General features: G+C 64.2%; 27 protein-coding genes. 11 read left to right on the forward strand and 16 right to left on the reverse strand.

What is annotated here, in order from left to right; all coding sequences use genetic code 11:
• The first annotated feature begins 141 nt into the window (after positions 1 to 141).
• Positions 142 to 996, forward strand: coding sequence for a ZIP family metal transporter (locus BDK61_RS04260; protein WP_004958855.1), 855 nt, complete (start codon positions 142 to 144; stop codon positions 994 to 996).
• Positions 997 to 1,003: 7 nt separating this feature from the next.
• On the opposite strand, the gene BDK61_RS04265 is transcribed toward BDK61_RS04260, so the two are convergent.
• The 6 genes from BDK61_RS04265 to BDK61_RS04290 all read right to left on the reverse strand — a co-directional run bounded on the left by BDK61_RS04265 (position 1,004) and on the right by BDK61_RS04290 (position 6,275).
• The gene (locus BDK61_RS04265) at positions 1,004 to 1,303 is read right to left on the reverse strand and encodes a CPCC family cysteine-rich protein (RefSeq protein ID WP_004958854.1); all 300 of its coding nucleotides are present in this window, start codon (positions 1,301 to 1,303) and stop codon (positions 1,004 to 1,006) included.
• A 71-nt stretch (positions 1,304 to 1,374) separates the two neighbouring features.
• A complete protein-coding gene (locus BDK61_RS04270; protein WP_004958849.1) occupies positions 1,375 to 1,659 on the reverse strand; it encodes a DUF6360 family protein in 285 nt (94 codons plus the stop codon).
• 34 nt (positions 1,660 to 1,693) lie between these two features.
• The gene (locus BDK61_RS04275; RefSeq protein WP_004958847.1) at positions 1,694 to 2,857 is read right to left on the reverse strand and encodes a nicotinate phosphoribosyltransferase; all 1,164 of its coding nucleotides are present in this window, start codon (positions 2,855 to 2,857) and stop codon (positions 1,694 to 1,696) included.
• A 132-nt stretch (positions 2,858 to 2,989) separates the two neighbouring features.
• Entirely contained in the window at positions 2,990 to 3,244 is a 255-nt protein-coding gene (locus BDK61_RS04280) for a HalOD1 output domain-containing protein (protein ID WP_011224104.1), read from the reverse strand.
• Between the two features lie 219 nt (positions 3,245 to 3,463).
• Positions 3,464 to 4,822 carry an Hvo_1808 family surface protein gene (locus BDK61_RS04285; protein ID WP_121302398.1) on the reverse strand — a complete coding sequence of 453 codons (1,359 nt, stop codon included), beginning with the start codon at positions 4,820 to 4,822 and terminating at the stop codon, positions 3,464 to 3,466.
• Complete coding sequence (locus tag BDK61_RS04290; protein WP_121302399.1) at positions 4,815 to 6,275, reverse strand: Hvo_1808 family surface protein; 1,461 nt, start codon at positions 6,273 to 6,275, stop codon at positions 4,815 to 4,817. Before BDK61_RS04290 ends, BDK61_RS04285 begins: the two co-directional genes overlap by 8 nt.
• Before the next feature lie 143 nt (positions 6,276 to 6,418).
• On the opposite strand from BDK61_RS04290, the gene BDK61_RS04295 reads away from it, so the two are divergent.
• The gene (locus BDK61_RS04295) at positions 6,419 to 6,991 is read left to right on the forward strand and encodes a cysteine hydrolase family protein (protein WP_004958835.1); all 573 of its coding nucleotides are present in this window, start codon (positions 6,419 to 6,421) and stop codon (positions 6,989 to 6,991) included.
• A gap of 69 nt (positions 6,992 to 7,060) precedes the next feature.
• Here BDK61_RS04295 and BDK61_RS04300 read toward each other — a convergent pair whose 3' ends face one another.
• Positions 7,061 to 7,915 (reverse strand): hypothetical protein, encoded by an 855-nt coding sequence (locus BDK61_RS04300; RefSeq protein WP_121302400.1) that lies wholly within the window; start codon positions 7,913 to 7,915, stop codon positions 7,061 to 7,063.
• A 225-nt stretch (positions 7,916 to 8,140) separates the two neighbouring features.
• Here BDK61_RS04300 and BDK61_RS04305 point away from each other — a divergent pair, with 225 nt between their 5' ends.
• Together BDK61_RS04305 and BDK61_RS04310 are read left to right on the forward strand one after the other, a co-directional pair.
• Positions 8,141 to 8,824 (forward strand): lipoate--protein ligase family protein, encoded by a 684-nt coding sequence (locus BDK61_RS04305; protein ID WP_121302401.1) that lies wholly within the window; start codon positions 8,141 to 8,143, stop codon positions 8,822 to 8,824.
• Between the two features lie 24 nt (positions 8,825 to 8,848).
• Positions 8,849 to 10,180, forward strand: a complete 1,332-nt coding sequence (locus tag BDK61_RS04310) for a dihydroorotase (RefSeq protein ID WP_007189334.1) — start codon at positions 8,849 to 8,851, stop codon at positions 10,178 to 10,180.
• On the opposite strand, the gene BDK61_RS04315 is transcribed toward BDK61_RS04310, so the two are convergent.
• From BDK61_RS04315 to BDK61_RS04335, 5 genes are all read right to left on the reverse strand, one after another.
• A complete protein-coding gene (locus tag BDK61_RS04315; RefSeq protein WP_007189333.1) occupies positions 10,172 to 10,537 on the reverse strand; it encodes a DUF7268 family protein in 366 nt (121 codons plus the stop codon). The genes BDK61_RS04310 and BDK61_RS04315 overlap by 9 nt on opposite strands.
• Positions 10,537 to 11,466 (reverse strand): ABC transporter permease, encoded by a 930-nt coding sequence (locus tag BDK61_RS04320; protein ID WP_121302402.1) that lies wholly within the window; start codon positions 11,464 to 11,466, stop codon positions 10,537 to 10,539. Before BDK61_RS04320 ends, BDK61_RS04315 begins: the two co-directional genes overlap by 1 nt.
• Entirely contained in the window at positions 11,463 to 12,545 is a 1,083-nt protein-coding gene (locus tag BDK61_RS04325) for an ABC transporter permease (RefSeq protein WP_011224098.1), read from the reverse strand. Before BDK61_RS04325 ends, BDK61_RS04320 begins: the two co-directional genes overlap by 4 nt.
• Before the next feature lie 20 nt (positions 12,546 to 12,565).
• Positions 12,566 to 14,293, reverse strand: coding sequence for an ABC transporter substrate-binding protein (locus BDK61_RS04330; RefSeq protein WP_007189331.1), 1,728 nt, complete (start codon positions 14,291 to 14,293; stop codon positions 12,566 to 12,568).
• A 97-nt stretch (positions 14,294 to 14,390) separates the two neighbouring features.
• A complete protein-coding gene (locus BDK61_RS04335; RefSeq protein WP_121302403.1) occupies positions 14,391 to 17,063 on the reverse strand; it encodes a dipeptide ABC transporter ATP-binding protein in 2,673 nt (890 codons plus the stop codon).
• Positions 17,064 to 17,149: 86 nt separating this feature from the next.
• Here BDK61_RS04335 and BDK61_RS04340 point away from each other — a divergent pair, with 86 nt between their 5' ends.
• Positions 17,150 to 17,668 carry a DUF7529 family protein gene (locus tag BDK61_RS04340; RefSeq protein WP_121302404.1) on the forward strand — a complete coding sequence of 173 codons (519 nt, stop codon included), beginning with the start codon at positions 17,150 to 17,152 and terminating at the stop codon, positions 17,666 to 17,668.
• A gap of 33 nt (positions 17,669 to 17,701) precedes the next feature.
• Here BDK61_RS04340 and BDK61_RS04345 read toward each other — a convergent pair whose 3' ends face one another.
• Positions 17,702 to 18,127 (reverse strand): hypothetical protein, encoded by a 426-nt coding sequence (locus BDK61_RS04345; protein ID WP_004958803.1) that lies wholly within the window; start codon positions 18,125 to 18,127, stop codon positions 17,702 to 17,704.
• Between the two features lie 11 nt (positions 18,128 to 18,138).
• Entirely contained in the window at positions 18,139 to 18,864 is a 726-nt protein-coding gene (locus BDK61_RS04350; RefSeq protein WP_007189328.1) for a DUF5806 family protein, read from the reverse strand.
• A 115-nt stretch (positions 18,865 to 18,979) separates the two neighbouring features.
• Here BDK61_RS04350 and BDK61_RS04355 point away from each other — a divergent pair, with 115 nt between their 5' ends.
• Positions 18,980 to 19,351, forward strand: a complete 372-nt coding sequence (locus BDK61_RS04355) for a universal stress protein (RefSeq protein WP_004958797.1) — start codon at positions 18,980 to 18,982, stop codon at positions 19,349 to 19,351.
• Positions 19,348 to 19,869 carry a GNAT family N-acetyltransferase gene (locus BDK61_RS04360; protein WP_004958795.1) on the forward strand — a complete coding sequence of 174 codons (522 nt, stop codon included), beginning with the start codon at positions 19,348 to 19,350 and terminating at the stop codon, positions 19,867 to 19,869. The genes BDK61_RS04355 and BDK61_RS04360 overlap by 4 nt, the downstream gene beginning before the upstream one ends.
• On the opposite strand, the gene BDK61_RS04365 is transcribed toward BDK61_RS04360, so the two are convergent.
• Positions 19,866 to 20,300 (reverse strand): universal stress protein, encoded by a 435-nt coding sequence (locus tag BDK61_RS04365; protein WP_007189327.1) that lies wholly within the window; start codon positions 20,298 to 20,300, stop codon positions 19,866 to 19,868. The genes BDK61_RS04360 and BDK61_RS04365 overlap by 4 nt on opposite strands.
• Positions 20,301 to 20,424: 124 nt before the next feature.
• Here BDK61_RS04365 and BDK61_RS04370 point away from each other — a divergent pair, with 124 nt between their 5' ends.
• From BDK61_RS04370 to BDK61_RS04380, 3 genes are all read left to right on the forward strand, one after another.
• Positions 20,425 to 20,889, forward strand: coding sequence for a universal stress protein (locus BDK61_RS04370; protein WP_004958790.1), 465 nt, complete (start codon positions 20,425 to 20,427; stop codon positions 20,887 to 20,889).
• Between the two features lie 43 nt (positions 20,890 to 20,932).
• Positions 20,933 to 22,024 carry a DHH family phosphoesterase gene (locus BDK61_RS04375; protein WP_121302405.1) on the forward strand — a complete coding sequence of 364 codons (1,092 nt, stop codon included), beginning with the start codon at positions 20,933 to 20,935 and terminating at the stop codon, positions 22,022 to 22,024.
• A gap of 79 nt (positions 22,025 to 22,103) precedes the next feature.
• Complete coding sequence (locus tag BDK61_RS04380) at positions 22,104 to 22,541, forward strand: hypothetical protein (RefSeq protein WP_121302406.1); 438 nt, start codon at positions 22,104 to 22,106, stop codon at positions 22,539 to 22,541.
• 1 nt (position 22,542) lies between these two features.
• Here BDK61_RS04380 and BDK61_RS04385 read toward each other — a convergent pair whose 3' ends face one another.
• On the reverse strand, positions 22,543 to 22,974 hold the full coding sequence (locus tag BDK61_RS04385; protein WP_004958780.1) for a DUF5807 family protein: 432 nt from the start codon (positions 22,972 to 22,974) through the stop codon (positions 22,543 to 22,545).
• A gap of 104 nt (positions 22,975 to 23,078) precedes the next feature.
• Here BDK61_RS04385 and BDK61_RS04390 point away from each other — a divergent pair, with 104 nt between their 5' ends.
• Positions 23,079 to 23,501, forward strand: coding sequence for a dCTP deaminase/dUTPase family protein (locus tag BDK61_RS04390; RefSeq protein ID WP_004958777.1), 423 nt, complete (start codon positions 23,079 to 23,081; stop codon positions 23,499 to 23,501).
• Positions 23,502 to 23,504 lie beyond the last annotated feature (3 nt).

A 23,504-nucleotide genomic window follows, 5' to 3' on the forward strand; every position in this document is an offset into this window, starting at 1 on the left:
ACCTAAGCGAACTAGGACTTTCCGGCGTCGCACGCTTGTCGGTCGGCTGTCCGTATTCGTTGCGGGGATTGCCACTGAAACAGAGACGACCGTTCCTGACTGCCGGTACACCCAAGAGGGGCCGACGTACACTACTCGACAATGCAAACCGGGTTCGTCGAACTGTTTGTCGACCTCGTCGGCACCGACCCGCTCATAAACGGCCTCGTTGGCGGGGTCATCATCGCGACGATGAACCTCTTTGGTGCGTCGCTCGTGCTGGTCTGGCGTGACCCCTCGGAGCGGGCGCTGGACACGGCGCTCGGGTTCGCTGCCGGCGTGATGCTGGCCGCCGCGTTCACGAGCCTCATCATCCCCGGCATCGAGGAGTACTCGGGCGGAAATCCGATTCCGACGCTCGTCGGTGTCGCACTGGGGGCGCTGTTCCTCGACCGCGCGGACGGCCTCGTCCCGCACGCCCACTACCTCCTGACCGGAAGCCGCCGGTCGGATGCGGCCAACCCCAGCCAGGACCTCTCGGTTGACGAGTCGAAACTGGCGGGCGTCGTCCTGTTCATCCTCGCGATCACGCTCCACAACATCCCTGAGGGGCTGGCCGTTGGGGTCGGCTTCGGCGCGGCCGCCGGCGACCCGCTCCAGATCGGCAGCGCGCTCTCGTTGATGCTTGCTATCGGCATTCAGAACATTCCCGAGGGGCTGGCCGTCTCCGTTGCGGCAATCAACGCGGGTCTGGACCGTCGGCTCTACGCCGTCTTTTCTGGGATTCGCTCGGGCGTCGTGGAAATCCCGCTGGCGGTGCTCGGCGCCGTTGCCGTCGTGACCATCGAACCGCTCCTGCCCTATGCGATGGGCTTTGCGGCGGGCGCGATGCTGTTCGTGATTTCTGACGAAATAATCCCCGAGACGCACCAGCGCGGCTACGAGCGCGTTGCGACGCTCGGGCTGATGGCCGGCGTCATCGTTATGCTGTATCTAGATATCGCGCTTGCAGCCTGAACTGCCGTCACTCTTCGTAGGGCCAGTTCGGGTCGCGGTCAAGGCCTGTCGGCTCCTCGCAATCCCCGGCCTCATCAGGGGAGCACGCCCCGTGCTCGCGGAAGTTCTCGCGTGCTTCCGTCAGTGACACGTGGTTCGTATCGCTGACGAACTCCGCGTCGCCGAACTGGATCGGGTCATCGAGCCAGTGACACACCGAACACACCTCGTATGACCCGGGTCGGCCCTCCGGGAGCGTCTGGTAGCCACAGCACGGGCAATAGCCCAGTTCCCGTGCGGCTGGATTACCGGGCGTCTCGGTTGACATATTTCGTGGTATGTGTCTTCACACCATAGAATTATCGAACCGTCGCGATACATGACGCTGAGCGGGACAGATTACTCAGACTGTGCGGTCTCGACCTTCTCCGCGTACTCCTCCAGCTCGGCAGCCAGTTCGCGGGCCTGTGCCGCCGAGAGCGTCACCGAGTCCGCGTGTGGCTTCACCGCGTCGAGGTCGGTGTTGTCCATCTCCAGTTGGAGTTCGACGTGGTCCGGGTTCTTTCGCGGCGCGGTCACGTTCAGGACAGCCAGAGCCTCCTCCTCGAAGCCGTGGCCTTCTACCTCACCGTCGAGCAGGTCGAAGGTCGTGTACGCGTTGACCTTCATGATGCGGTCGACCATACCGCGTGTTCGCGGCCCGGAGACTTAACGCCCGTTACTCGGCCACGGTCACGCCTTCGTAGCCGACTCGTTCGGCGTCCGCCGCCGCGCGGTCGATGGCTCCGTTGAGGTCGAACTCCCTGACGATTTCCCCATCACGAATCAGTGGTTCCAGTAGCGACTCGGCGTCCGCCGGCCCGTCGCGGTCGGCCAGACCGATGTGATGGCCGCCGTCGGCGGTTCGGTACACCGACTTCGTCCCAGTGAGTTTCCCCCGCTTGGCGGCCGGTTCGCCGTCCAGTTGGACAATATCCAGCGCGAAATCCAGCGGGTCGGCGTTGGCGACGTACCCCCCGACGCCGAAGCCGTCGGCCACATCCCGAAGCTCTCGCAGGGTTGTCGGGGTGATACCGCCCGAGAGGAACAGGTCCACGTCCTCGTGGCCGTAGGCGTCCAGCGTCCAGCGTACCTCTCGAACGATGTGGCGGAAGTCCCCACGGCGGGAGCCGGTCGTGTCCAGTCGAACGCCTGTGAGGTCATCGACGGCTTCCGCTGCGCGGAGCGCTTCGTCGGTCTCGTCGCTGTAGGTGTCCGTCAGCGCGACGCGGGGCGTCTCTTCGGGGACGGCGGCGTCGAACGCCTGCCACGCCTGTTCCTGATTACCGCGGCCGAAACAGATCATGAGCGCGTGGGGCATCGTCCCACCAGCGTCCCGGTCGATGACCTCGCCCGCAGCGACGTTCGAGATGCCGTCGAGACCGCCCAACAGCGCTGACCGCTCGACCATCGCACTGATCGATGGGTGGACGTGGCGCGAACCAAAGGAGAGCACCGTCGACTCGGGCGCGGCGTGACGGGCCTCCAGTGCCCGCGTTGCGATACCGGTCGAGTGTGAGAGAAAGCCAAGGAGCGCGGTCTCCAGCCGGCAGAACTCCCGGTACGCCCCCTCGATGCGCATCACTGGGCCGCCGTCGAACAGTTGTCCTTCGGGGAGCGCGTCAACGTCGACGCTCCGTCCTTCGAGCAACTTGGCGGCGTCTTTCAGCCCCGCCAGCAGCTTCCACTGGCCCGTCGCGAACTGATTTGCCGTCACTTCGGCGACCACGTCCGGGTTCTTGCCTGCGTGTTCCAGCGCCTCCATCGTCCGGTCAAAGTAGGCGTCGGTCGCCCGCCCCTCGCGAATCGCCTCTGGCGAGACGACGTCGAACTCCTCGGTCATTAGCTGTCCGTACGACCGGGGGACTGAAAAAGCGGTCCGATTGGTACGCGTGGGGTGCCGCTCTCAGGGTGCCGCCGTCTCCGGAGGATGGAAGCCGCTTTCTACGGTTCCACAGATAGCCGCCGAGTGTGTCTATCCGCAGTCGCCTTCGCTGGAAACGGTCACGACCCCGTCCTGATTGACAGCGACTATGCAATCCAAGTAGTCGAACCGAACAACTCCCCTGCTCTGCTTGAATAGATTGTCGAGAGCGTCTGGATCAATGACGTTGTACAGTGCCCGGTCCAGCGCAAACTCGTTCACTCCCTTGTAATCCGCGACAGCCGACACGACAGTAGCACTGACGCTTCGTTCGCCACTCCGTGTCCTCGTTGATTTTCTATTCATCAATCTATTCTCAGCCGTGACAATAATAATATTTAAATAACATTTTCCTTAGTGACTGGCTTACTTTCGAGAAAGTCGGTCCTCGGAACTACTGCCGGACGTCCGCGGTCGGCTATGCTTTGGTCGCGGCCCGCATTACTGTCACTGTCATCGGATTCGGCCGCTTCGCGTACTGTCGCACGCTCGGCTATCCGGTGCTCGCCCGCTGACGCGCCGCATTCAGCCTGCTGGCTGGTGAATCTCGTCGAGATTGTTCACTGTCGGGCCGTTGACGATGCGGACGGTCTTGCCGGACCGGACGACGCGGAAGGCGTCGTTGAACTGTGATTCCTCGGGGACGACGTAGACGTTACTCCGGGGCTGGCTGGCGTCGTGTTCCTCGGTCAGCGCCGCCCGATACGCCTGTGCGAACTCGCTGGCGTCCTCCTCAGTATCCCAGCGGGTCTCCCAGACGTACCCGTAGCCGCCGGAGCCGTTGCGGTAGGGCACGACGAGATCACCGCCCCAGCCCGCCGAGATCTCGCTCTCGTAGCTGTAGCGGTCGCCCTCCGTCTGGCCGTTGTGGTACATCATCGCGTAGATCGACGTTTCCCCGACCGTGTCGCCGACCGGATCGTGGTCGAAGCGGCTCCACTCGTCGGATGAGCGGTCCGCGACGCTGACGTTCACGGGCTCTTCGTCGGGATACTTCTCAGGGTGGAGCACCTGCTCGGTGCTGTCGGGGAAGTCGTCGTGGAGGGCGTCGACGGCGTCCCAGCCGCCGTCAGAGCGCACCTGGTCGACGAACCGCGGCCCGGTGACGTACGGCTGGTAGAGAACGGTGAACAGCCCCTCGTTGTAGCTTGGTTCCTGACTGTCGCCGTCTCCGCCGTCGTTGCCTCCCCCGTCGCTGGTCTGGTCCGGGAGTGCGATACAGCCCCAGCCGTCACCACACTGTCGCTCGTAGAGGATGCGAACATAGTTGGCCTCGCCCTCGGTGACGCCCTGCCGTGACAGTTGCGTGTCCTGCGTTTCCGCGGAGCCGTTCAGCCCGAAGTGCTGGTCCTGCAGGGCGTGAACGAGTTCGTGTGAGAGCGTTCGCCGGTCGATCTGTGGTGTCTCCGTCGGGCTGACAATGACGATTTCGTCCTTGCTCGGCGAGTAGTAGCCCTGCACTGTCGTCGAAAGCGTGTCGTCGATTTCGTCGCTGCTGCCGGAGTCCTCGCCGATGAGCAGGAGCGCTTCCCACACCTGGTCGTTCCAGGGGTCCTGTGGCCGACTGCTGCCGCCGCTGTTGTTGCCCCCCGAGCGGTTCTGGTACTCTGCCCGGGAGATGACCGAAACCGGGACTGGCTCTTTGAATTCCAAGTCACGGACCTGCTCGACGCGGGCCATCGTCCGGGCGACGACAGCCTCTCGCTCCGTCTCGTTCAGGCCGTCGCCGGTCGTCACCGACACCGAGTCGTCGTACCAGTAGCCGCTCTCGTAGCCGATGGCATCGTCACCGGTCGGTGTTGCAGGGTGGTCGCTGCCGCCGAAAGACGGGACCGTACAGCCCGCCAGAACGACCGTCAGGGCGATGACTAGTTCCTTACGCATCGTGGACCTCGTCGAGTTCGTCGCCTGTCGGTGCGTTCACGATAGTGACGGTCTGTCCGTCGACCCTGACCGAAACAGCGTCGGTGTAGGGACTGCCTTCTTCGATGACCCAGTGGCCTTCAGCGGTTCGAGTGCCGCCCCAGTGGGCAATGACCGCCGCCCAAGCGTCGGCGAACTCGCGGGCATCGGCCTCGCTGGCCCAGGTCGTTTTCCAGACGTAGGCTGTCTCGTCACCGCTGGCGTAGACGTGCATCCGGCCGCCCTGCCAGCCGTCGGTCGCGGGCAGGTCGTAGTTGTACGGGTCGTCGCTGTCCAGTGACCCGTCCTCGTAGTTGATGACGTCCCCCGTCTGGACGACGCTCGACTCGTTGTAGTCATCGGCGATGGTGTACGCCATCGACCCGGCGATGGCGGAGGGCCCGACAACGGCGTAGTCGGGTCGGTCGCGGTCGGTCGAGGGTCTAACCCGTTCCCAGTCGTCGCTGGACCGGTCCGCAAGCGAGACTGACTCGGGTTCCCACCCGGGGTAGCGCTCTGGGTACGTTACCTCCACGGCCCCATCGGGGTGGTCGTCGTAGGCGTCATTGACCGTGCTCCAGCCGCCGCGGTCCCGGAGATTCCCGATCAGGCCAGGGCCGTCGCTGTAGGGGAAATACTTCATGAAGTTGATGCCAAAGTGGCGGTCACCGCCGCCACCGCCGCTCTGGGCGGGCCTGTCGATACAGCGCCATGCCGCACCACAGCGGTCAGTGTAGGTCTGGGTGACGGCGACGGCATCACCTTCGACCACGCCGTTCCGACCCTGCACCTGATCCCGCGTCCGCGCATCACTTTCGAGGCCGAACTGCTGGTCCTGTAGGGCGTGGACAAGTTCGTGGGCCAGCGTCCCCCGGCTTATCGTCGGCGTCTCGGAGTCGCTGACGATGACGATTTCACCGCGCTGGCTGCTGTAGTAACCCAGCACGCTCTCCCCGCGGTTGCTGTTCTGGACGGCGATAGAGTCGCGGTCCTCGCCGATGAAAAACAGCGCCTCGAACTTCACGTTGTCAAACCGACGCAGCGAATCGCCGGTCTCGCCGCCGCCCGTGTTATTACGGTACTCGGATCGCGAGATGACAGAAACCGGCACTGTCTCCTCAAATTCCAGACCGCGAATTCGCTCGACGCGGGCCATCGTTCGGGCAACGACGGCTTCTCGCTCGGTCTCGTTCAGCCCGTCCTCGGTTGTTACCGACAGTGACTCGTTGTACCAGTAGCCGTTCTCGTAGCCCAACTGGTCCGTCGCAGGCGCTGGCGGGGCGGAGTCGTTGTTCCCGTAGTCGGTCGCGGGTTCGCTTGGCGTCAGATCGGCATTGTGTGACTCCGTCTGATCGGGCGACACACTGGGTGCCTGACAGCCCGCAAGTAACAGCGCAACGGCACAGAGAATGACGAGGGCGAAAGGGCGACGCATCTACCTTCACGGTAGGTTACCACAGTGAAAAGTCACACGCTAATCGTGAGTCCATTCGCCGGCCAGAAACAATTTCTGCGTCTGTTTGAGCCGACCCCACCGTGGGAGTAACTTTCGTAGTCGCGCCCTGCCAAGGTTCCCGTATGGAACTCGACCCAGCACAGACCGCCCTGATTGTCGTTGATATGCAGAACGGCTTCTGCCACCCCGATGGGAGCCTCTATGCACCGGACAGCGAAGCAGCCATTGAGCCCTGTGCCGAACTCGTCGACCGTGCCCGCGAAGCCGGCGCGAAGGTCGTATTCACCCGCGACGTGCATCCGCCCGACCAGTTCGAGGACACCCACTACTACGACGAGTTCGACCGATGGGGCGAACACGTCGTCGAAGGGTCCTGGGAGACCGAACTCGTCGATGACCTCGACCCACAGGACGAAGATCTGGTCGTCGTCAAGCACACCTACGACGCCTTCTACCAGACGGAACTGGAGGGATGGCTCGACGCTCACGGCGTCAAGGACCTGGCTATCTGTGGCACGCTCGCGAACGTTTGCGTGCTCCACACTGCCTCTAGCGCTGGCCTCCGTGACTACCGACCAGTTCTCGTCGAGGACGCCGTCGGCTACATCGAGGACGAGCACCGCGAGTATGCACTGGAGCACGCTGAGTGGCTGTTCGGCGAACTGACTGACCGAGGCGGCCTCACGTTTGCCTGACGGATGGCTGAAGACCTGGCCTACGAACAGGCGGAGCAGGCCCACACCGAGCGCTACGGGAAGTCATAGCTACGTAGAGTCGTCACCGGCCGCGCCCCGTTCGATAGTTACTCGGACTTCGTCGCCACGGGCGAGGTCGATGTCCTCGCCAACGAGCTTCGCACCGAAGCGCTCGCGGCCACAGAACAGCGCGATACCGGTTATGGGCTCGCCGTTTGCCAGCACGGCCACGTCGTCCCACGCGACCGTACGGCCGTCGGCTGTCCCGACGTGCTGGCCTGCAAGAGCCGCGGCGCCAGCATTATCATCGCCCAGCAGGCCACCGCCCGAGTAGTGGGGCAAGCCGCCGTCGAGAACGCCCGAACCGTCGCCGCCAACATCGTTGGCGATGCCGACGAAGGAGTCACCGGGGGCCGGATGGGCAGGTTCGTCGAGCCGGGCCCACGTTTCGCCGCCGTCAACGACGGTGCCGGTCCCGTCCCAGAACACCGGCGTCACGTCGGCGGCCACGTCGACCGGCAGCGACCCCGACGCCCGGTAGGGGTTCGCATCAGGGTCGCGGAAGCCGAGGTGGATGTGGTTGGGGACCCACGGCGCGAAAAAGCCCGCCCGCACCAGCGCTCCGAGGTCATCGCCGACAGCGACCGTCTCGCCGGGTTCGACGGCCGGGTTGACGTGCAGTAACCGCGCCACAGTGTCGCCGGTATCAATCAAAATGAGGTGGTCGTGCTCGGCCGCGTAGGCCTTTGGTGGGGCCTGAACCGTCTTCGTATCGACGACCTCGCCGGCGACCGGCGACGGCGCACGTTCGCCGTCGGGGTAGAGGTCGATAGCACATCCCTCGTCGTGGGCGTCGAACGGCGAGTTGTACAGGGAGAACCGGTAGTACTGGAAAAGCACATCCCGCGATATCGTGACGGGCATCGACGGCGATTAGGGGTGTATCGGTATGGCTCTGTCGTCCGAAGGTTCAAGAGCTATCCCGGGGCCACCGCTTCGTGTGCGCTGACGACGACCGCGGCGGGGGCAGCGGGTGTGCGACACGTCCCGCCGCGACGGCCATGTGTCGCCTGTTCGCTATCCACCGCTGCGGGGTCACCTGTTGGACCGGCGGACTGTTTTAATCCGACGGGACCGTACCGCTCGGTTATGCGTCTGCTACGGGGCCGCGCCACCGACCCCGAAACCGACTTCGAGCGGACCCGCGAGATAGCCGAAACGGTCGCCGAAGACCGCGAGCCAGCCCTGCGAGTCTGGCGACCGCACAGACAGGTCGCGTTCGGCCGCCGTGACGCGAACAGCGACGGCTATGACCGGGCGTGCCGGGCCGCTCGCGACCGGGGGTACACTGTCATCGAGCGCGCCGTGGGAGGTCGCGCCGTCGCCTACACCGGGTCGACTGTCTCGTTCTCCCTCGCCGTCCCGACCGAGGACCCGCGAGGAACTATTGATGACCGCTACGAGTGGGCTAAAACTGCTGTGCAGCGCGCACTTGAGGACTGCGGCATCACCGCCTGGACCGGGGAACCGGACGCCGCGTTCTGTCCGGGGAGCCACTCGATTCAGGCCGACGGGAAAATCTCGGGGCTCGCCCAGCGTGTCCGCCAGTCCGTCGCTGTTATCGGCGGCATCGTCGTCGTTCGAGACCACGAGGCTATCGCTGAGGTGCTGGCTCCCATCTACGAGTCACTCGATGTCCCGTTCGACCCACAGAGCGTCGGGAGCGTCGCCAACGCTGGGGGGACCGACGACCCTGAACAGGTCATCGCGGCGCTGGAGCGGTCGCTGGCTGACGGCCGCGACGTGTCGGTGAGCGCTATCCGAGAGACTTAGGGGCGCGCCCGGCCGACTGGGCGTATGCTCATCCGTAACGCGACGCTGCCGGACGGCCGCCAGCGGGATGTCCGGGTTCGTGGCGAGTCCATCGCCGAGGTCGGCCGCGACCTCGACGCGTCCGACCAGCACGTTATCGAAGCGACCGGCAAGCGGTTGTTCCCGGGAATGATTGACGTTCATGTCCACTTCCGCCAGCCCGGCTACCCCCACAAGGAGACGTGGGAGAGCGGGTCCCGGTCCGCGGCGGCCGGTGGCGTTACGGCTGTCGTCGACCAGCCAAACACCGACCCGCCAACCATCGACGGCGAGTCGTTCGATCAAAAAGCCGAGTTCGCTGCCGACTCTGTCGTCGACTGGGGTATCAACGGCGGCGTCACGGCCGACTGGATTCCGAACGTCCTCCTGCGCCGTCGGCTGTTCGCACTCGGCGAAGTGTTCCTCGCGGACTCGACCGGTGACATGGGTATCGAGGCCGACCTGTTCGCAGACGCACTGGAAGCTGCCACCGACAACGACGTGCCGGTCACCGTCCACGCTGAGGACGCCGATTACTTCAACGACGACGCCAAGGCCCGCGACGACGCGGATGCCTGGAGCGCGTTCCGGACTGCAAAGGCCGAAGAGAAAGCCGTCGAGCGGGCCTGCGAAGTCGCGCAGAAACACGATGCGACGATACACATCGCGCACACGTCCACCCCGGAGGGTGTTGACATTGCCAGCGAGGCCGGGATGACGACCGAGGTGACGCCACATCACCTGTTGCTCTCTCGGCGCGACCTCTCGGAGCTGGGCACGTTCGGGCGGATGAACCCGCCTCTGCGCCGCGAAAAACGCCGTCAAAAGCTCTACGAGCGCGTCGTGGACGGCACCGTCGATATGATCGCGACGGACCACGCGCCACACACCCGCGAGGAGAAAGACGCCGGCATTTGGGACGCGCCGTCGGGCGTCCCCGGTGTCGAGACGGTCCTCCCGCTCCTACTGGCTGAAGCTCGTGACCCGGACAGCGGGCTCACCTACGAGCGTGTTCGGGACCTCACTGCACGCAACCCGGCCGACGTGTTCGACATCCCACAGAAGGGTGCCATCGAAGCCGGCAAGGACGCCGACCTCGTGCTCGTGGACACGACCGAGACGAGTGAGATCAGCGGTGCGGCGCTCCACTCGAAATGCGACTGGACGCCGTTCGAGGGCCACGATGCGGTGTTCCCTGAATGGACGATGGTCCGGGGGACGGTCGTCTACGAGCGCGGCGACGCGCTGGAAGCCGACGACAGCACTGCTCAAGAGGACGTGTTCTACGATCATCAGGGCGAAAACGTCCGCGGTGCGGACAGCGAGCGGCTAGAGTAACGCCGCGACGACTGACGTCCCGACCATTATCCCGCCACCACCGCCACAGAGCCGGGCCATTGCCCGCCGCGAATCGCGTTCGGTCCAGTTGCTTCGCGTGTCCATGTGTTCCTGCATAGCTTCGATGCCGCGGCCGGCGAGTATCGACCCAGACCAGCCCAGCAGGCCAAAGCCGAACACCAGCGCGCCGAGGGCGAACACCGTCGCTTCACTCGACCGCGCATCACCGGTGTAGAGCGTCCAGCCTGCCATTCCCAGGCTACCAAGCAGGAGGCCGACGACCAGTCCGCTCCCCACCAGTCGCGCACGGACCGCGACGTACTGCCGGAGTCGGGGTGGGTCACCGCTCTGTTCCATCAGTCAATCGCGTCGCGCATCCGCGGATCGAGTGCGTCCCGCATCCCGTCACCGAGCAGATTGAACCCGAGCACGGTGATTGCGAGGAACAGCCCTGGGAAGAAGGAGAGCCACCACTCGCCGGTCAGGAGGCCGTTCTCGACACCGCGGGATAGCATCAGGCCCCACGATGGCGTCCCTGCCTGCGCACCGAACCCGAGGAACGACAGCGCCGCGAGGTCGATGATGGCGAGCCCGAAGTTCAGCGTGGACTGGACGGTAATCGGCGCGAGCGTGTTCGGCAGGATGTGCCGGACGAGAACTCGCGGGTCGGTCGCGCCAAGCGCAACTGTGGCGTCGACGTACTCGTCTTCGAGCACTTTGAGCGCGGCCCCGCGGACGACCCGGGCGAACCGCGGCGTGTACACCAGCACGAGCGCCACCACGGCCCGCCAGAGCCCGAGGTCCCGCGGGAAGATGGCGACCAGCGCGAGCGCGAGCAACAGTGGCGGGAACGCCAACAGCACGTCCATCGTTCGCATGATGACGTTGTCGGTCACGTCGCCGTAGTACGCCGCAATGATACCCAGGCCGACACCGACGGTAGTCGAGGTGCCGACGGTAATCGTCCCGAACTTCAGGGCCAACCACGCACCGTACAGGCTCCGCTTGTAGATGTCACGGGCCGCCGCGTCCGTGCCGAACAGTTGCTGGTTCGCCGGAGCGGGACCGAGCCAGCCGGGCGGCGCGCGGTCGGCGATTTCGGTGCCGAGCTGCGAGCTCGTAAGCGCGCCGAAGTCGTAGGTCATGCGGGCGTAGATGGCGACAGCGGCCATGCTGAGGATAATCGTCAGCCCGACGACGGCGAGGCGGTTCGTCAGCAGGTCGGCGAGGAACGGGGACGCCCGCAGGCGTCCCAACGTGCCCCGTGTCTCGGTGTCCGTACTCATTGTTGAATCCGTGGGTCGAGATAGCTATAGGTGACATCGACGAAGAGGTTCACGAGCGTGAACAGCAGGGCGAAGGTGAGCACCGTTCCCTGAACCACCGGGTAGTCAGAGACGCCGATGGCGGTGACGATAGTCAGCCCCATCCCGTTGATACCGAACACGGTTTCGGTCAGGACTGCCCCGCCCAGCAGCGTGCCGAACTGGATGCCGATGACGGTGACGACCGGAATCAGCGCGTTCCGGAAGCCGTGTTTCATCAGCGTGATCTTCGCGCCCTGCCCTTTCGCCCGCGCGGTCCGGATGTAGTCCTGACGGATGACTTCGAGCATCGAGGAGCGCATCATCCGGGAGATGAGCGCCGTCGAGTAGACGCCGATGACCACCGCCGGCAGGAATAGGTGATGGGCCGCCGAGAGGAACGCCTCGGTGTTTCCAAGCAGGATCGTATCGAGCGTTATCATCCCGGTCAGGGGCAGCTCACGGCCGAACAGCGTCCAGGTGTCGGGCAGGAACAACGTCGAAGCGATACGCCCGCTGGTCGGGAACACGTCGAGGTACGTCGAGAACAGCAGGATGAGCAACGGTCCGGACCAGAATATCGGGACCGAGATACCAGTCAGCGCCCCGATCCGAGTGACGTGGTCAGTCAGTGAGTCCTGCTTGACCGCGGAGATGATGCCCAGTGGCAGTCCGAGCAGGATGCCCGCCGCCTGGCCGTAAATCGCGAGTTCGAGCGTGATGGGGAGTCGGTCCGAGATGACCGAGCGGACGCTGTTCCCGCGGCTGATGCTGTAGGACTGGCCGAAGTCGAACCGTGCCGCGTCCCACAGGAAGCCCAGATACTGTTCCCAGAGCGGCCGCCGAAGTCCCAGCTCAACACGTATCTGTTCTAGCTGTTCGGCCGACGCTCGCTGGCCGGCAATAATGATAGCCGGGTCCCCCGGAGCCAGGTGGAGGATCGCGAAGACGACCGATGCGACGCCGAACAGGACTGGGATGAGCAACAGCAGCCGCTTGATGACGAACCGTGGCGGTACCACCGGCTCGACCAGCCTGAAAAGAAACTGTGTCCAGTTCATTCGAAAGTTCTCTTAGAGCGCTACTGCAGCTCGACCGTGTTAAGATACGGGCCACCGACAGAGCTGACGGTGTAGGAGTCTTCAACGACAGTCTCGTTGACTGCCCGGAGTGTCTCGGCGTAGTCGAGGAACACCCACGGAGACTCGTCGTAGGCTAGCTGGCTGGCCTCTTCGTACATCGTCTCGCGGTCGCCCTCCGCGTAGGTCCGCTGGGCTTCCCGGACGAGTTCCATGTAGTCGGTGTTGGCCCATCCGGACACGTTGAGGGTGTTGTACCCGTCGGAATCGAAACTGACCCAGTCCTGCCCGTCGGGGACGGCGTCCATCTCCACCTGCGGGTCCAGCAGAACGTACAGGAAGTTGTCCGGATCGGCGTTGTCGGTGTACCAGCCGAGGAAACAGGCATCGTGCTTTCCGGCCGACGTGTAGTCCAGATACGGCCCGAAGTTGGAGAACTGGTTGATGTTGACCGTCAGACCGATCTCTTCTAGGTCTGATTTCACCTGATTCGCGGTGTTGACCGGGCTGGGGTTGTATCCCCGAGGGTTCGAGAACGTCGCGAGTTCGAACTCGAAGCCGTCGCCGTAGCCTGCCTCTTCGAGCATCGACTGGGCCTGCTCCTTGTCCGTCGGATACGGGTCGAGGTCGTCGTTGTGTCCGAGCACGTCCGGCGGGAGCGGCTGGGAGGCCTGCGTTGCAAAGCCCTGATAGATTTGGTTGACGATGGCCTCGGTGTTGACAGCGTGGGCGATGGCCTGGCGGACCTGCCGGTCACGGAACGGCTCGAACCGCGCCATGTTCATCGCCATGTAGCCGTGGTTGATGCCGTCCTTCCGCAACAGGGTCGCCGTTCCGCTTTCCTCGGCGCGCTGGAATCCGGAGGAGTCGAGGTTGTCCGTGATATGTGAGGCCCCGTTGATGACGTCCTGCACTCGCGTGCTGTTTTCGGTGATGGTCTTGAAGATGACCGTCCCGACGTTCGGGCCGTCACCCCAGTAATCGTTGTTGGCCGTCAACCGAATACGCTCGTTCGGGTTGTCAAGAGTATCGAACTGGAAGGCCCCAGTGCCTGCGGGTTCACTTCCGAGGTCGGCCTGACTGTCGCCCAGCGATTCGATCTGGGCTTTCGAGAGGACTGCCGAGGCGAACATCGCGAGGTTCCGCAGGAACGGCGCGAACTGCTGTGTAAGCTCGATTGTCAGCTCGTAGTCCTGACTCGCGTCGACGCTTTCGATCCAGTCGCCAAGCGTGAACGGACCGTACCCCGACCGGGTATCATCGCCGAGGTAGTACTCGTAGTCGCTCTGGGTGAACCGCTGCCAGGTCGCCTTGAAGTCTGACGCGGTGAACTCCTCGCCGTTGTGGAACATCACACCCTCTCGGAGGGTCAGCGTTGCGGTGGTTCCCTCGAGAGTGTAGTCGGTTGCGAGCGCGTCTTCGAGCTGGCCGCCGCTCCCGGCTGCGAACTGGATGAGGGTGTCAAACACCTGATTGGTGACTTTCGCCACCTCGCCGCTGGTTGACTGCTGTGGGTCGTAGTTTTCGGGGTGGTCGCCACGGGCGTACACGAGCGTCTGGTCGCTTCCGCCGTCGCCACCGTCGCTCCCAGTCCCGTCGCCACCGTCTCCACCTTCGGTTCCGCCACCATCACCGCCGTCGCCGGAACAACCTGCGAGCGTTGCGGCTGCCGCGGCACTGCCGGCCGCGGTAAGGAAGCTTCGTCTGTCGATAGAATCACCGGATGACATGGGACTTTGTTCAAACAGATCTATTATAATTGTACCGGATAGAACAATGATTCTGCTATATATCTCCTGAGAGTTATGTGCAGCTAAGTAATATTATTCAGGTACTGTCGCTGTCATTCTGGTCGTAAAGGTGACACGCTGCTGGGTGGGAGTCCGGCTGGAGTTCGGGGTGCTGTGTCTCACAGACGCTCTCGAATCGATCCTGTAGCACCGATGCGGCGGCGTCCCAGTCCTCGTCCGCGAGATGCTCAATCGACGTTTCGACGACGCGGCGGTTCTCTCCGGCCAGGTCCGTTTCGAAGAACCGGTCGAACATCGTCTGTTTGAACGCGGACATCGGCACCTGTCCCCTGCCGCTCGGCGGCTCGGTGAGGTTCGCGCCGCCGTCCGTCGCCGCTGTGGCGCTGTCGGCGTCTCCGGCCTGCTCCCGAACTGCATCGATGGAGATGGCCTCGTCCTCGACCCGTTGCCGGTAGTCCATTACCTCGCGGTACGTCTCCTGCTCGATGTCGATATCTGGTGGGATGACCTCGGGACAGCGAGTCCGGAAGTGACAGCCCGACGGTGGGTCAATCGGTGATGGAACGTCGCCCTTCAGCAGTATCCGGTCGGCTTCCACGGTCGGGTCCGGTTCCGGAATCGCCGACATGAGCGCTCGCGTATAGGGGTGTTTCGGGTCCGCAAACAGGTCCGGCGTGTCGGCGACTTCGACTACCTCGCCGAGATACATCACCGCGACGCGGTCACAGATGTGGCGAACCACGCTCAGATCGTGAGCGATGAACAGGTACGTCAGGCCGAACTCATGCTGGAGGTCCTCCAGGAGATTGATTATCTGGGCCTGCACGCTCACGTCCAGCGCCGAAACGGGCTCGTCACAGACGATGAAATCGGGGTCGACGGCGAGCGCGCGGGCGATGCCGACGCGTTGGCGCTGTCCGCCGGACAGTTCGTGCGGGTAGCGGTCGTACTGGTCTGGGTCGAGTCCCACCGCCTCCATGAGGTCCGCCACGCGCTCGACCCGCTGCTCGCGGCGTGAGCCGTCACCGGTGTCTTCCGGGAGGTCATGAATTTTCAGCGGCTCCATAATCGTCTGGCCGACGGTCATCCGTGGGTCGAGGCTGGACATCGGGTCTTGGAAAATCATCTGCAGGTCCCGACGCACCTCTCGCAGGCCACTTTTATCAAGCTCCGAAAGGTCTTGCCCGGCGAAAACTACTTTCCCATCTGTCGGTTCGAGTAGCCGGAGGATGGTTCGCCCGGTCGTCGATTTCCCACAGCCGGACTCGCCGACGAGCCCCAGCGTCTCGCCCTCGTAGATGTCCATCGAGACGCCGTCGACGGCCTTGACCGACTCCGGCTCGCGGCCAATGTACTTGTCCAGCAGGTCGTCGGCCCGCGAGAAGTGTTTTTTCAGCCCGTCGACTTCCATGAGCTGTCTGTCCGTTCGCGTCGTCTCCGTCGCGGCAACGCCGGTGTCGCCGGTGCCGTACTCGCTCGTGTCGAACGATTCGTGGATGCACTTCGAGCGGTGGGTGACATCGTCCGGACCGTGCTGGAGAGACGGAATCTCGCCCTCACGACACTCGGGTTCGGCCCACGGACAGCGGTCGGCGAAGTGGCAGCCACTGGGCATGTCGATGAGGCTGGGGACGTTCCCTTCGATTGGCGTCAGTCGCTCTGTCCCCTCGCCCGGTATCGATTCGAGGAGCGTGTACGTGTACGGGTGTGATGGGTTCTGGAATATCTCCTCGACCGGCCCTTCCTCGACGATTTCGCCGGCGTACATCACGGCGACGCGGTCGCAGGTCTCCGCGACGACGCCGAGGTCGTGCGTGATGAACAGCACCGACATCCCGAGGTCCGCCTGCAGGTCGTCGATGAGGTCCAGAATCTGCGCCTGAATGGTCACGTCGAGCGCCGTCGTCGGCTCGTCGGCGACCAGCAGCTTCGGGCGACACGCCAGCGCGATGGCGATGAGCACGCGCTGGCGCATCCCGCCGGAGAACTCGTGGGGGTACTCGTTGACACGGTCGGCTGGTTCCGGGATACCGACCTCCTCCAGCAGCGAGATAACGTCAGACCGGATCTCCTCGTCCATCTCGCTGCCCCGGCTGATCGAGGGCGTGATCTCACGGACGGCGTTGAACCACGAGTCGTTTCGCTTGCTCCCGTAGCGGTGAAGGCGCAGGCTCTCCGCGACCTGTTCCCCGACCGTTATCGCGGGATTCAGCGAGGTCATCGGGTCCTGGAAGATCATCCCCATATCGCCGCCGCGGATGTCCCGCATCACCCGCTCCGGGGCTGCCGTCAGGTCAACGTAGCCGTCGGTAATCGTGACGGGCGCGTCACCGGTCTCCGGGAGGGCCTTCTTTGGGGCTTCCTGAATGAACTGCTTTGCCAGCGTCCGGTCATCGGCCGTCGTCTCAAGCGACGCGGGGAGCCGACTCCGGTCGACCGTTGCCGCGTCGATGGTGATGAAGCCGCTGCCCTCGTCGGCTGTCCGTACTGCCTTCGGATACTGCCGGGACAGCCGTGTGACTGTCCCAAGTGCGCCAAACCGGATCTGCCCGCCGGCGATGTGTCCGGGCTCGTCGACGATATCCATTGCCGATAACGCTGTGACAGATTTCCCCGATCCGGATTCGCCGACCAGACCGACGGTTTCCCCCTCCCTGACAGTGAGGTCGATGCCGTCGACGGCTTTGACGGTGCCGCGGTCCGTCTCGAACTGGGTACGGAGGTCAGATAATGTTAAGAGGTCGCGCATCTGTCCCCTTCTTCTCAAAATACCAGTAAAACTGTTGTGCCACTGTCCCACCAACAATTTATCCCGGCCGCCGCCACACTCGACGTATGAACGACCCTGCCGACCCCGAATCTAACCCCTTCGACCGTGTTGTCGGTCACTGGGAGCAGGTCATCGAGGATATGGCTGCGACGGCCACACAGTACCGAGACGACGGGCGCGAGGCTATCGAACTCCACCCCGGCGACGTGACGGTGCTGACCGGTGAGCCGCGGACGATGGCCGAACAGACCGACGAGTACGAGCCCGAAACCCGGCGACTCGGCTTTGATGTCGTGGTTCCCGGCGATGAGTTCCGGCGCGTCGCCGACGCGCTCGAAGACCGCACCGTCGACCGCTCCGAGGTGTTTCGGGCGACCGACGACGGGATGGTGTTCCTGCTTGTCGCGCTGGAATGTGGCGACGACCTCGCCGTGCTCGTGCCGCTATACTACGACCGGACCGAGCGCGCGGACCTCTCGCAGGTCGCCGCCGACCACGGACTGTACTCGCATATCCGACCGCTCAGCGACGACGAGGTAGTTACCGTCACTCACGAGGACCCTGAGCCGTTCTTCCCTGACTGAACGCCAGTCTAAGACCGGTCCCCAGCTGCGTGACTATGACTGCTCACGCACCTGGGTCAATCGGTACGCCGGCACGTCGAAGGCGATGCCATAGAGCACCCGGTTACCGATGACACCGACACCGAAGCCCGAGAGGACGGCCGCGAGTACGAGTGTTATCGGCGCATCGGAGAGCGTTACGAGGCCGGCAACAGCCCCGGCAAGCACGACGAACGACGCCAGTGCGGCGACCTCCGGATAGACGCCCGGGACTGCGTCGTGTTCGACGACAGCCACTGCGATACCCGTCAGGAGACCGAACCCGACAACTACCGGCAGTACGTCGAACAGGGCTGTCCCTGCCTCAGCATAGCCAAGCACCGCGCCGCCGATGCCGATGGCCAGGTCGGTCCGTAGCACTTTCTGTGTCGCTTCGTGGACCGACATCGACGGCTGGGCGTCGGGGTCGATGTCGTCCATCTCAGCCGTGGCTACTCGTCAGCTTGGAATTCATTGCCACACTCCGGACAACACACCTCGTCGTGTCGCAGCGCCGCCGACTGCTCGCGGACCTCCCGCATCACCGAGGAGATCCGGTCTTCGGCCTCCATCTCGTCCTCGACGGCGAGGTCGACGCCCTCGACTTCGAGGAGGAATTTTGCGACCTCGGTGGCCTCGTACATCACGTCGTCAAGGTCCTCAGCGGTGAAGAAGTCACACATCGCGCCGTAGAGGAACGTTGCGCCGGCCTTCCGGACTTTGTCCTCGAAGGCAGCGCGGGCCTGATTGACCGCCTGTGGCGTGTACGTGTCCGTCATGAACGGGACGAGTTCTGGGAGGTTCTCCCCGATTTTCGTCATCTCGACGCCAGTTTCGGTCCGGAAGTCAGCACAGAGGCGGGCGATGGCCCACTCGCGGGCGGTGATGTACGTCCGGTCCCGGAGGAAATCGTTCGCGCGGTCGTAGGTCCCGCCCTCGATTTTCTTGAAGCGGTCGTACTTCTGTACGTCGGACGGAACGTCACTGGCTTCAGAAACCGCTGTCCCGCTGGTTGGCTCGGCCGGTGCTGTCTGTTCAGTGGCCGCAGGGCCGTTGTCCGTGGCGTCGGCCTCGTCGGCCCCGTCATCCGCGGCCGCCGGGTCGTCCGGCTGGTGGCCGGCCGAACCGTCGTCTGCCGCCTCGACATCCGTCTCGTCCGGCGGTGCGCCCTCAGTCATAGCCGAGCATGCGTGCCCGCGGTGAAAAAGGGTATCGCCGCCGCCCCGCTGTCATGGTCTTTCCCCGACAGTTCAGCCGGGTGGCTTTTTTACCGCTCCCATGCATGGCCCGACTATGAAAATACTGCTCGGTGTCGGAGGCAGCGAACTGTCCTACCAGGCACTGACCGAAACACTCGACCGCGTCGCGGAAACAGGCGACGAACTGACCGTCGCTGTCTTCGACAACGAAGACAACGACGCCGACCTCGAAGCGGTCCAGCAACGGATACAGGAGCGTATCGACGAAAGCGGGCTCGAACCCCCGCTTCGCCGTGTCGAAGGCACCTCACCGGGAAGTGAGCTGGTGAACATCGCTGAGAGCGAAGGGTTCGATAGAATCGTCCTCGGCGGCGGCGGCCGCTCGCCGCTCGGAAAGATACAGCTCGGCCCCATTGTCGAGTTCGTCCTGCTGAACGCACAGACGCCGGTGACTCTCATCCGATGACTCGAACCTACCCAGACGAACCCGCCGAAGAGTTCCCACAGCCACCGCGGACGATCACCGACCGCGAGGACCGCTCCATCGACGTCATCCCTGCGGACGACGCCGATACGGAGAGCCTCGTCGAGATGTACCTCGACTTCGACCCCGCCGACCGGGCGCAAGGCATCCCACCGGTCAAAGAGGAAGCTATCCGCGAGTGGCTCGACACGATCCTCGACGGCGACTGTGTCAACGTCGTTGCCAAACACGACGACACTGTCGCCGGCCACGCGACGCTGGTCCCGGACAACGAGGACGAGCACGAACTCGCTATCTTCGTGTTACAGGCCTACCAGGGTGCTGGTATCGGGACAGCGCTGGTCGAGACGCTGCTGGGTCAGGGACAGAGTAAAGGCATCGACCACGTCTGGCTCACCGTCGAGCGGTGGAACGACCCGGCGATCTCGCTGTACGAGAAGGTCGGGTTCGAGATCAGTAGCGCCGAGAGCTTCGAAATAGAGATGGCGATCCGAATCTAAACGGTGAGGACCGGCTGGCTAGCGTATTCGATGACGTAGATCGCCGCGCGCCCGACGGCCTCTTCGCTTCCTTCCTCGCGTGGGACGACGATGAAATCCGAATCGAGGTCCTCCGCCACGTCGAGGACGACGCTGCCCGGCGTCTGCATGAGTCGTGTCTCTGAGAACGCGGTCGCGGACGACGTTTCGAACACGCCGTCGTGTGCGTCGCGGAACCGGTCTCGGATGCTCTCGGTGAACGCCTGGTGCTCCTCGGCGATCGCGGTCGCGCTCACGTCGCCGCTATCGATATCCTGGTGAAGTCGTTCATCGATGACGAACAGCAGGTGGAGGTCGGCGTCATACCGCTCCGCAACGGCGATCGCGTACTCGGCCGCTCGTTCCGACTGGTCGCTGCCGTCGACCGGCGCGAGTACGAGGTCGATATCCATCACTCGCCACTGTGACCCCGGTCGGCAAAAATCCACCGGGGTTCGAGCCGGTAACGTCGTGTCATACGGCGAGTCCCTCGCCGTGACCAACAGTGTATTTAGTCGCGGCTTCGATGCGTGGTGTATGTTCGATACGGTGGTCATCGCCACGGACGGCTCCGGCAGCGCAGAGCGGGCCGTCGAGGCGGCGCTGGACCTGGCAGCACGCTTCGACGCAACTGTCCACGGGCTGTACGTCGTCGACACCGGCGAGGTTGAGACGACTCCCGAAGAGGTTCGCGAGGCGCTGGAGCGCGCGCTGGCGACCACTGGCGGCCGCGCCCTCTCGTTCATTCTGGAGGCCGCCGACGCCGAGGCAGACGAGGAACTCGTTACTGCTGTTCGGGAGGGCGACCCGGCCGACGAAATCTGCACGTACGCAATGGAACACGACGCCGATGTCATCGTCAGCGGGACCCGTGGCCGCCACGGCGAACACGGCTATCTGCTGGGCAGTGTCGCCGAGGAACTCGTCCGGGAGGCTCCCATGCCGGTGCTGACGGTCCGCCAGCTCGAAGGCGAACCAAACCCCGAGCGCGAGGGCGTGTAACGGAACCCGACGGCTTCTTGACGCCCCACCCGCTTGCTGTGGCATGGACGATTGGCTCATCGACGACGACCGCCTCTCTATCGGCCGCAAATCTGTACTCCCCGGTGAGGGGTTTTTTATTCCGGATTCCTACGAAGAAGAGCAAGCCGAAGCCGAAGCCGCAGAGACGCTGACCGACGCTGGCGTCATTGTTATCGCCGACCCGGACGCTGACGGACTGGCCTGTACCGCGCTGATTCGTGAAGCTCACGGCGAAGGCGCGCTGCTGCCCGCCGGCCCGCATGAACTCACGGAGGCGCTCGAATGGACCGCCGAGTACGCCGACCCCGACGCGACCGTCTTCATCTGTGACCTCTGTCCCGACCGCGAGTCCGACATCGCCCCGCTCGATTCACTGGTCGACACCGCCGAGCGGGTCGTCTGGTTCGACCACCACCAGTGGCCCGACGACCTCGCCGCCGACGTGGACGCGTCCGGTGTCGAACGCACTGTCGGCGACTCTGAGGAGGTATGTACCGCCGACGTGGCGCTCTCGGAACTCGACTACGACTTCGACGAGCAGTGGGCCGACCTCGCCGCCGTCACCCGCGACCACGACCTCTGGATCCGTGACGACCCCCGAAGCGACGACCTCGCAGACCTCTCGTACTGGAGCGAGCCAGAGGAGTACATCGAGGCAGTTCGGGACCACGGCCCCGACCTCTCCCCGGAGTTCCATGAGTTCCTTGACGAGAAGCGCGTCGAGAAGGAGGCACTCATCGAGAAGGCCGTCGACCGGGCCGAACTCCGCGATGTAGGCGAGTGGACAGTTGGCGTCACCTACGGCCGCTGTTCGCAGAACGAGGTCGCCGAAGCCCTCCGCGAGCAGGGCGCGGACGCCGCCGTCATCGTCAAGCCCGCTGGCTCCGCCTCCATTCGTGGGACGGACAGCTTCGAGCGTGCCCACGAGGTCGCCCAGCAGGTCAACGGTGGCGGCCACCCGAAAGCCGCGGGCTGCAAGCCCGACATCTACGACGACATGATGGATTACGCCCACCACTGGACGACGCAAGGGGCCGTTGCGAAACAGGCCATCGTCGACGCCTTCCGGCGGTTGCCTGAGGAAGAAGAGGAAGGTGTCGATACCGACCGATAGGTGGACTCGCGAGTGAAGTGGGCGGTGTATCGTCGCCCGACGCAACGTTGATTTGCCCCTCAGTCGTCACTTCTGGGTGATGCCCGAGTCCCTCCATACTCGAATCTGGCGCGAGACAGCCGTCCGACAGCGTCTCAGTAGCGCTGTCGCTGTCGGCGCGACGCTGCTGGTCCTCGACGGCTCGATACGGTACGCCGCGGCCGTGGCGGCGATGGCCTTCTGTGTCTGGCTCGCTGCCGACGCCGCTCAGGTCGCTGTCGGCGACTACGCCGACCACGTAGTGTTTGGCCTCCTCGTGTTCGGGTTCGTGGCGTACACGGTCGCGGCCGCCGGCCCGACGTGGGTCGTCGTCTCGGGAGCGCTCCTCGGCTGCTGGTTCCTCGTCGACGGCGTCCAACACCTCCGTCACGGCATCACCCGCGACGAGGTCGGGATTTCATATGCGCACGACGGCAGCCCCGTTACGGGCCTGGTGAAGGCACTGCTCGTCCGACTGGCTGAACCGTTCCTGCTGTAAGTTACTCCCCGACGACCCACTTGTCGCTGTACCGTTCCCCGCAGGCACACACCGCGTAGGCGTGGACCACGTCGCCCTCAGCGTAGAGGCCGCCCACGTCCTCGTTCTGTTCTTCGGCGAAGGCGAAGACAAACCGGGTCGTGTGGTTGCTCTCCGGTTCTTCCTCGGCGACCGGACAGACCGCGTCGGTCAGGTCGTCGTGAATGTCGCCCTCCGTGCCCATCGCCTCTTGAGCCAGCCCCATCGGGTCGATGCCCGTCGCCGACTGGAACGCACTTCGGCCGTCGTCACCCGGCAGGACGAGGATGTGCCCGTCCTCGACTTCGTCAGCGTACTCAGCCAGTGCGCCCGGGTTCGAGACGGCGTCCTCGTGCAGGAAGAAGAGCACGTCTTCAGGCCGCTCGCCCGCCAGAAACTCCGTGTGTTTGGTCATGCAGAGAGGGAGTCACTCGCCGGGCAAAAGTGCCGCGTTCCTCCTGCAAGTCACTATCCCGTCTCAGCCTCACTTTTAGGCACACTCGCCGAATACAGTCGCATATGACAGACTTCGGCGAGTACGTCACGGATATCGTCCACGAACCGACCCAGACCGACAGCCCGGGGTTCGACCTCACCGTCGCTGCGGTGTATGAAGTCGTCGAACCGGGACGAATCGACTTCGGCGGCGGTGAGCTTGATGCGGCTGAAGTGGTGCCTCACGCAAGCGAAAAGCGGAACCCGGACGACGATTACGAGTGGTGGACGCTGCGAGGCGGCCAGTACCTTGTCGAGTACAACGAGTCGCTGACCGGCGAGGCGACGGTGACGCTCCAGGCGCGGACGGCACTGCTCGAACGTGGGGCGACTCACCCGACGCTGCACGTCGACGCACTCCCGCGCGTGCCACTGTCGGTCGGCGGCGCGGGGCTGAAGCTCAAAGAAAACGCCAGAATCAGCACGATTGTCGGAGCCGAGGAGTAAGAC

The sequence above is a fragment of the Haloarcula quadrata genome (assembly GCF_003634715.1).
Classification (GTDB): domain Archaea; phylum Halobacteriota; class Halobacteria; order Halobacteriales; family Haloarculaceae; genus Haloarcula; species Haloarcula marismortui.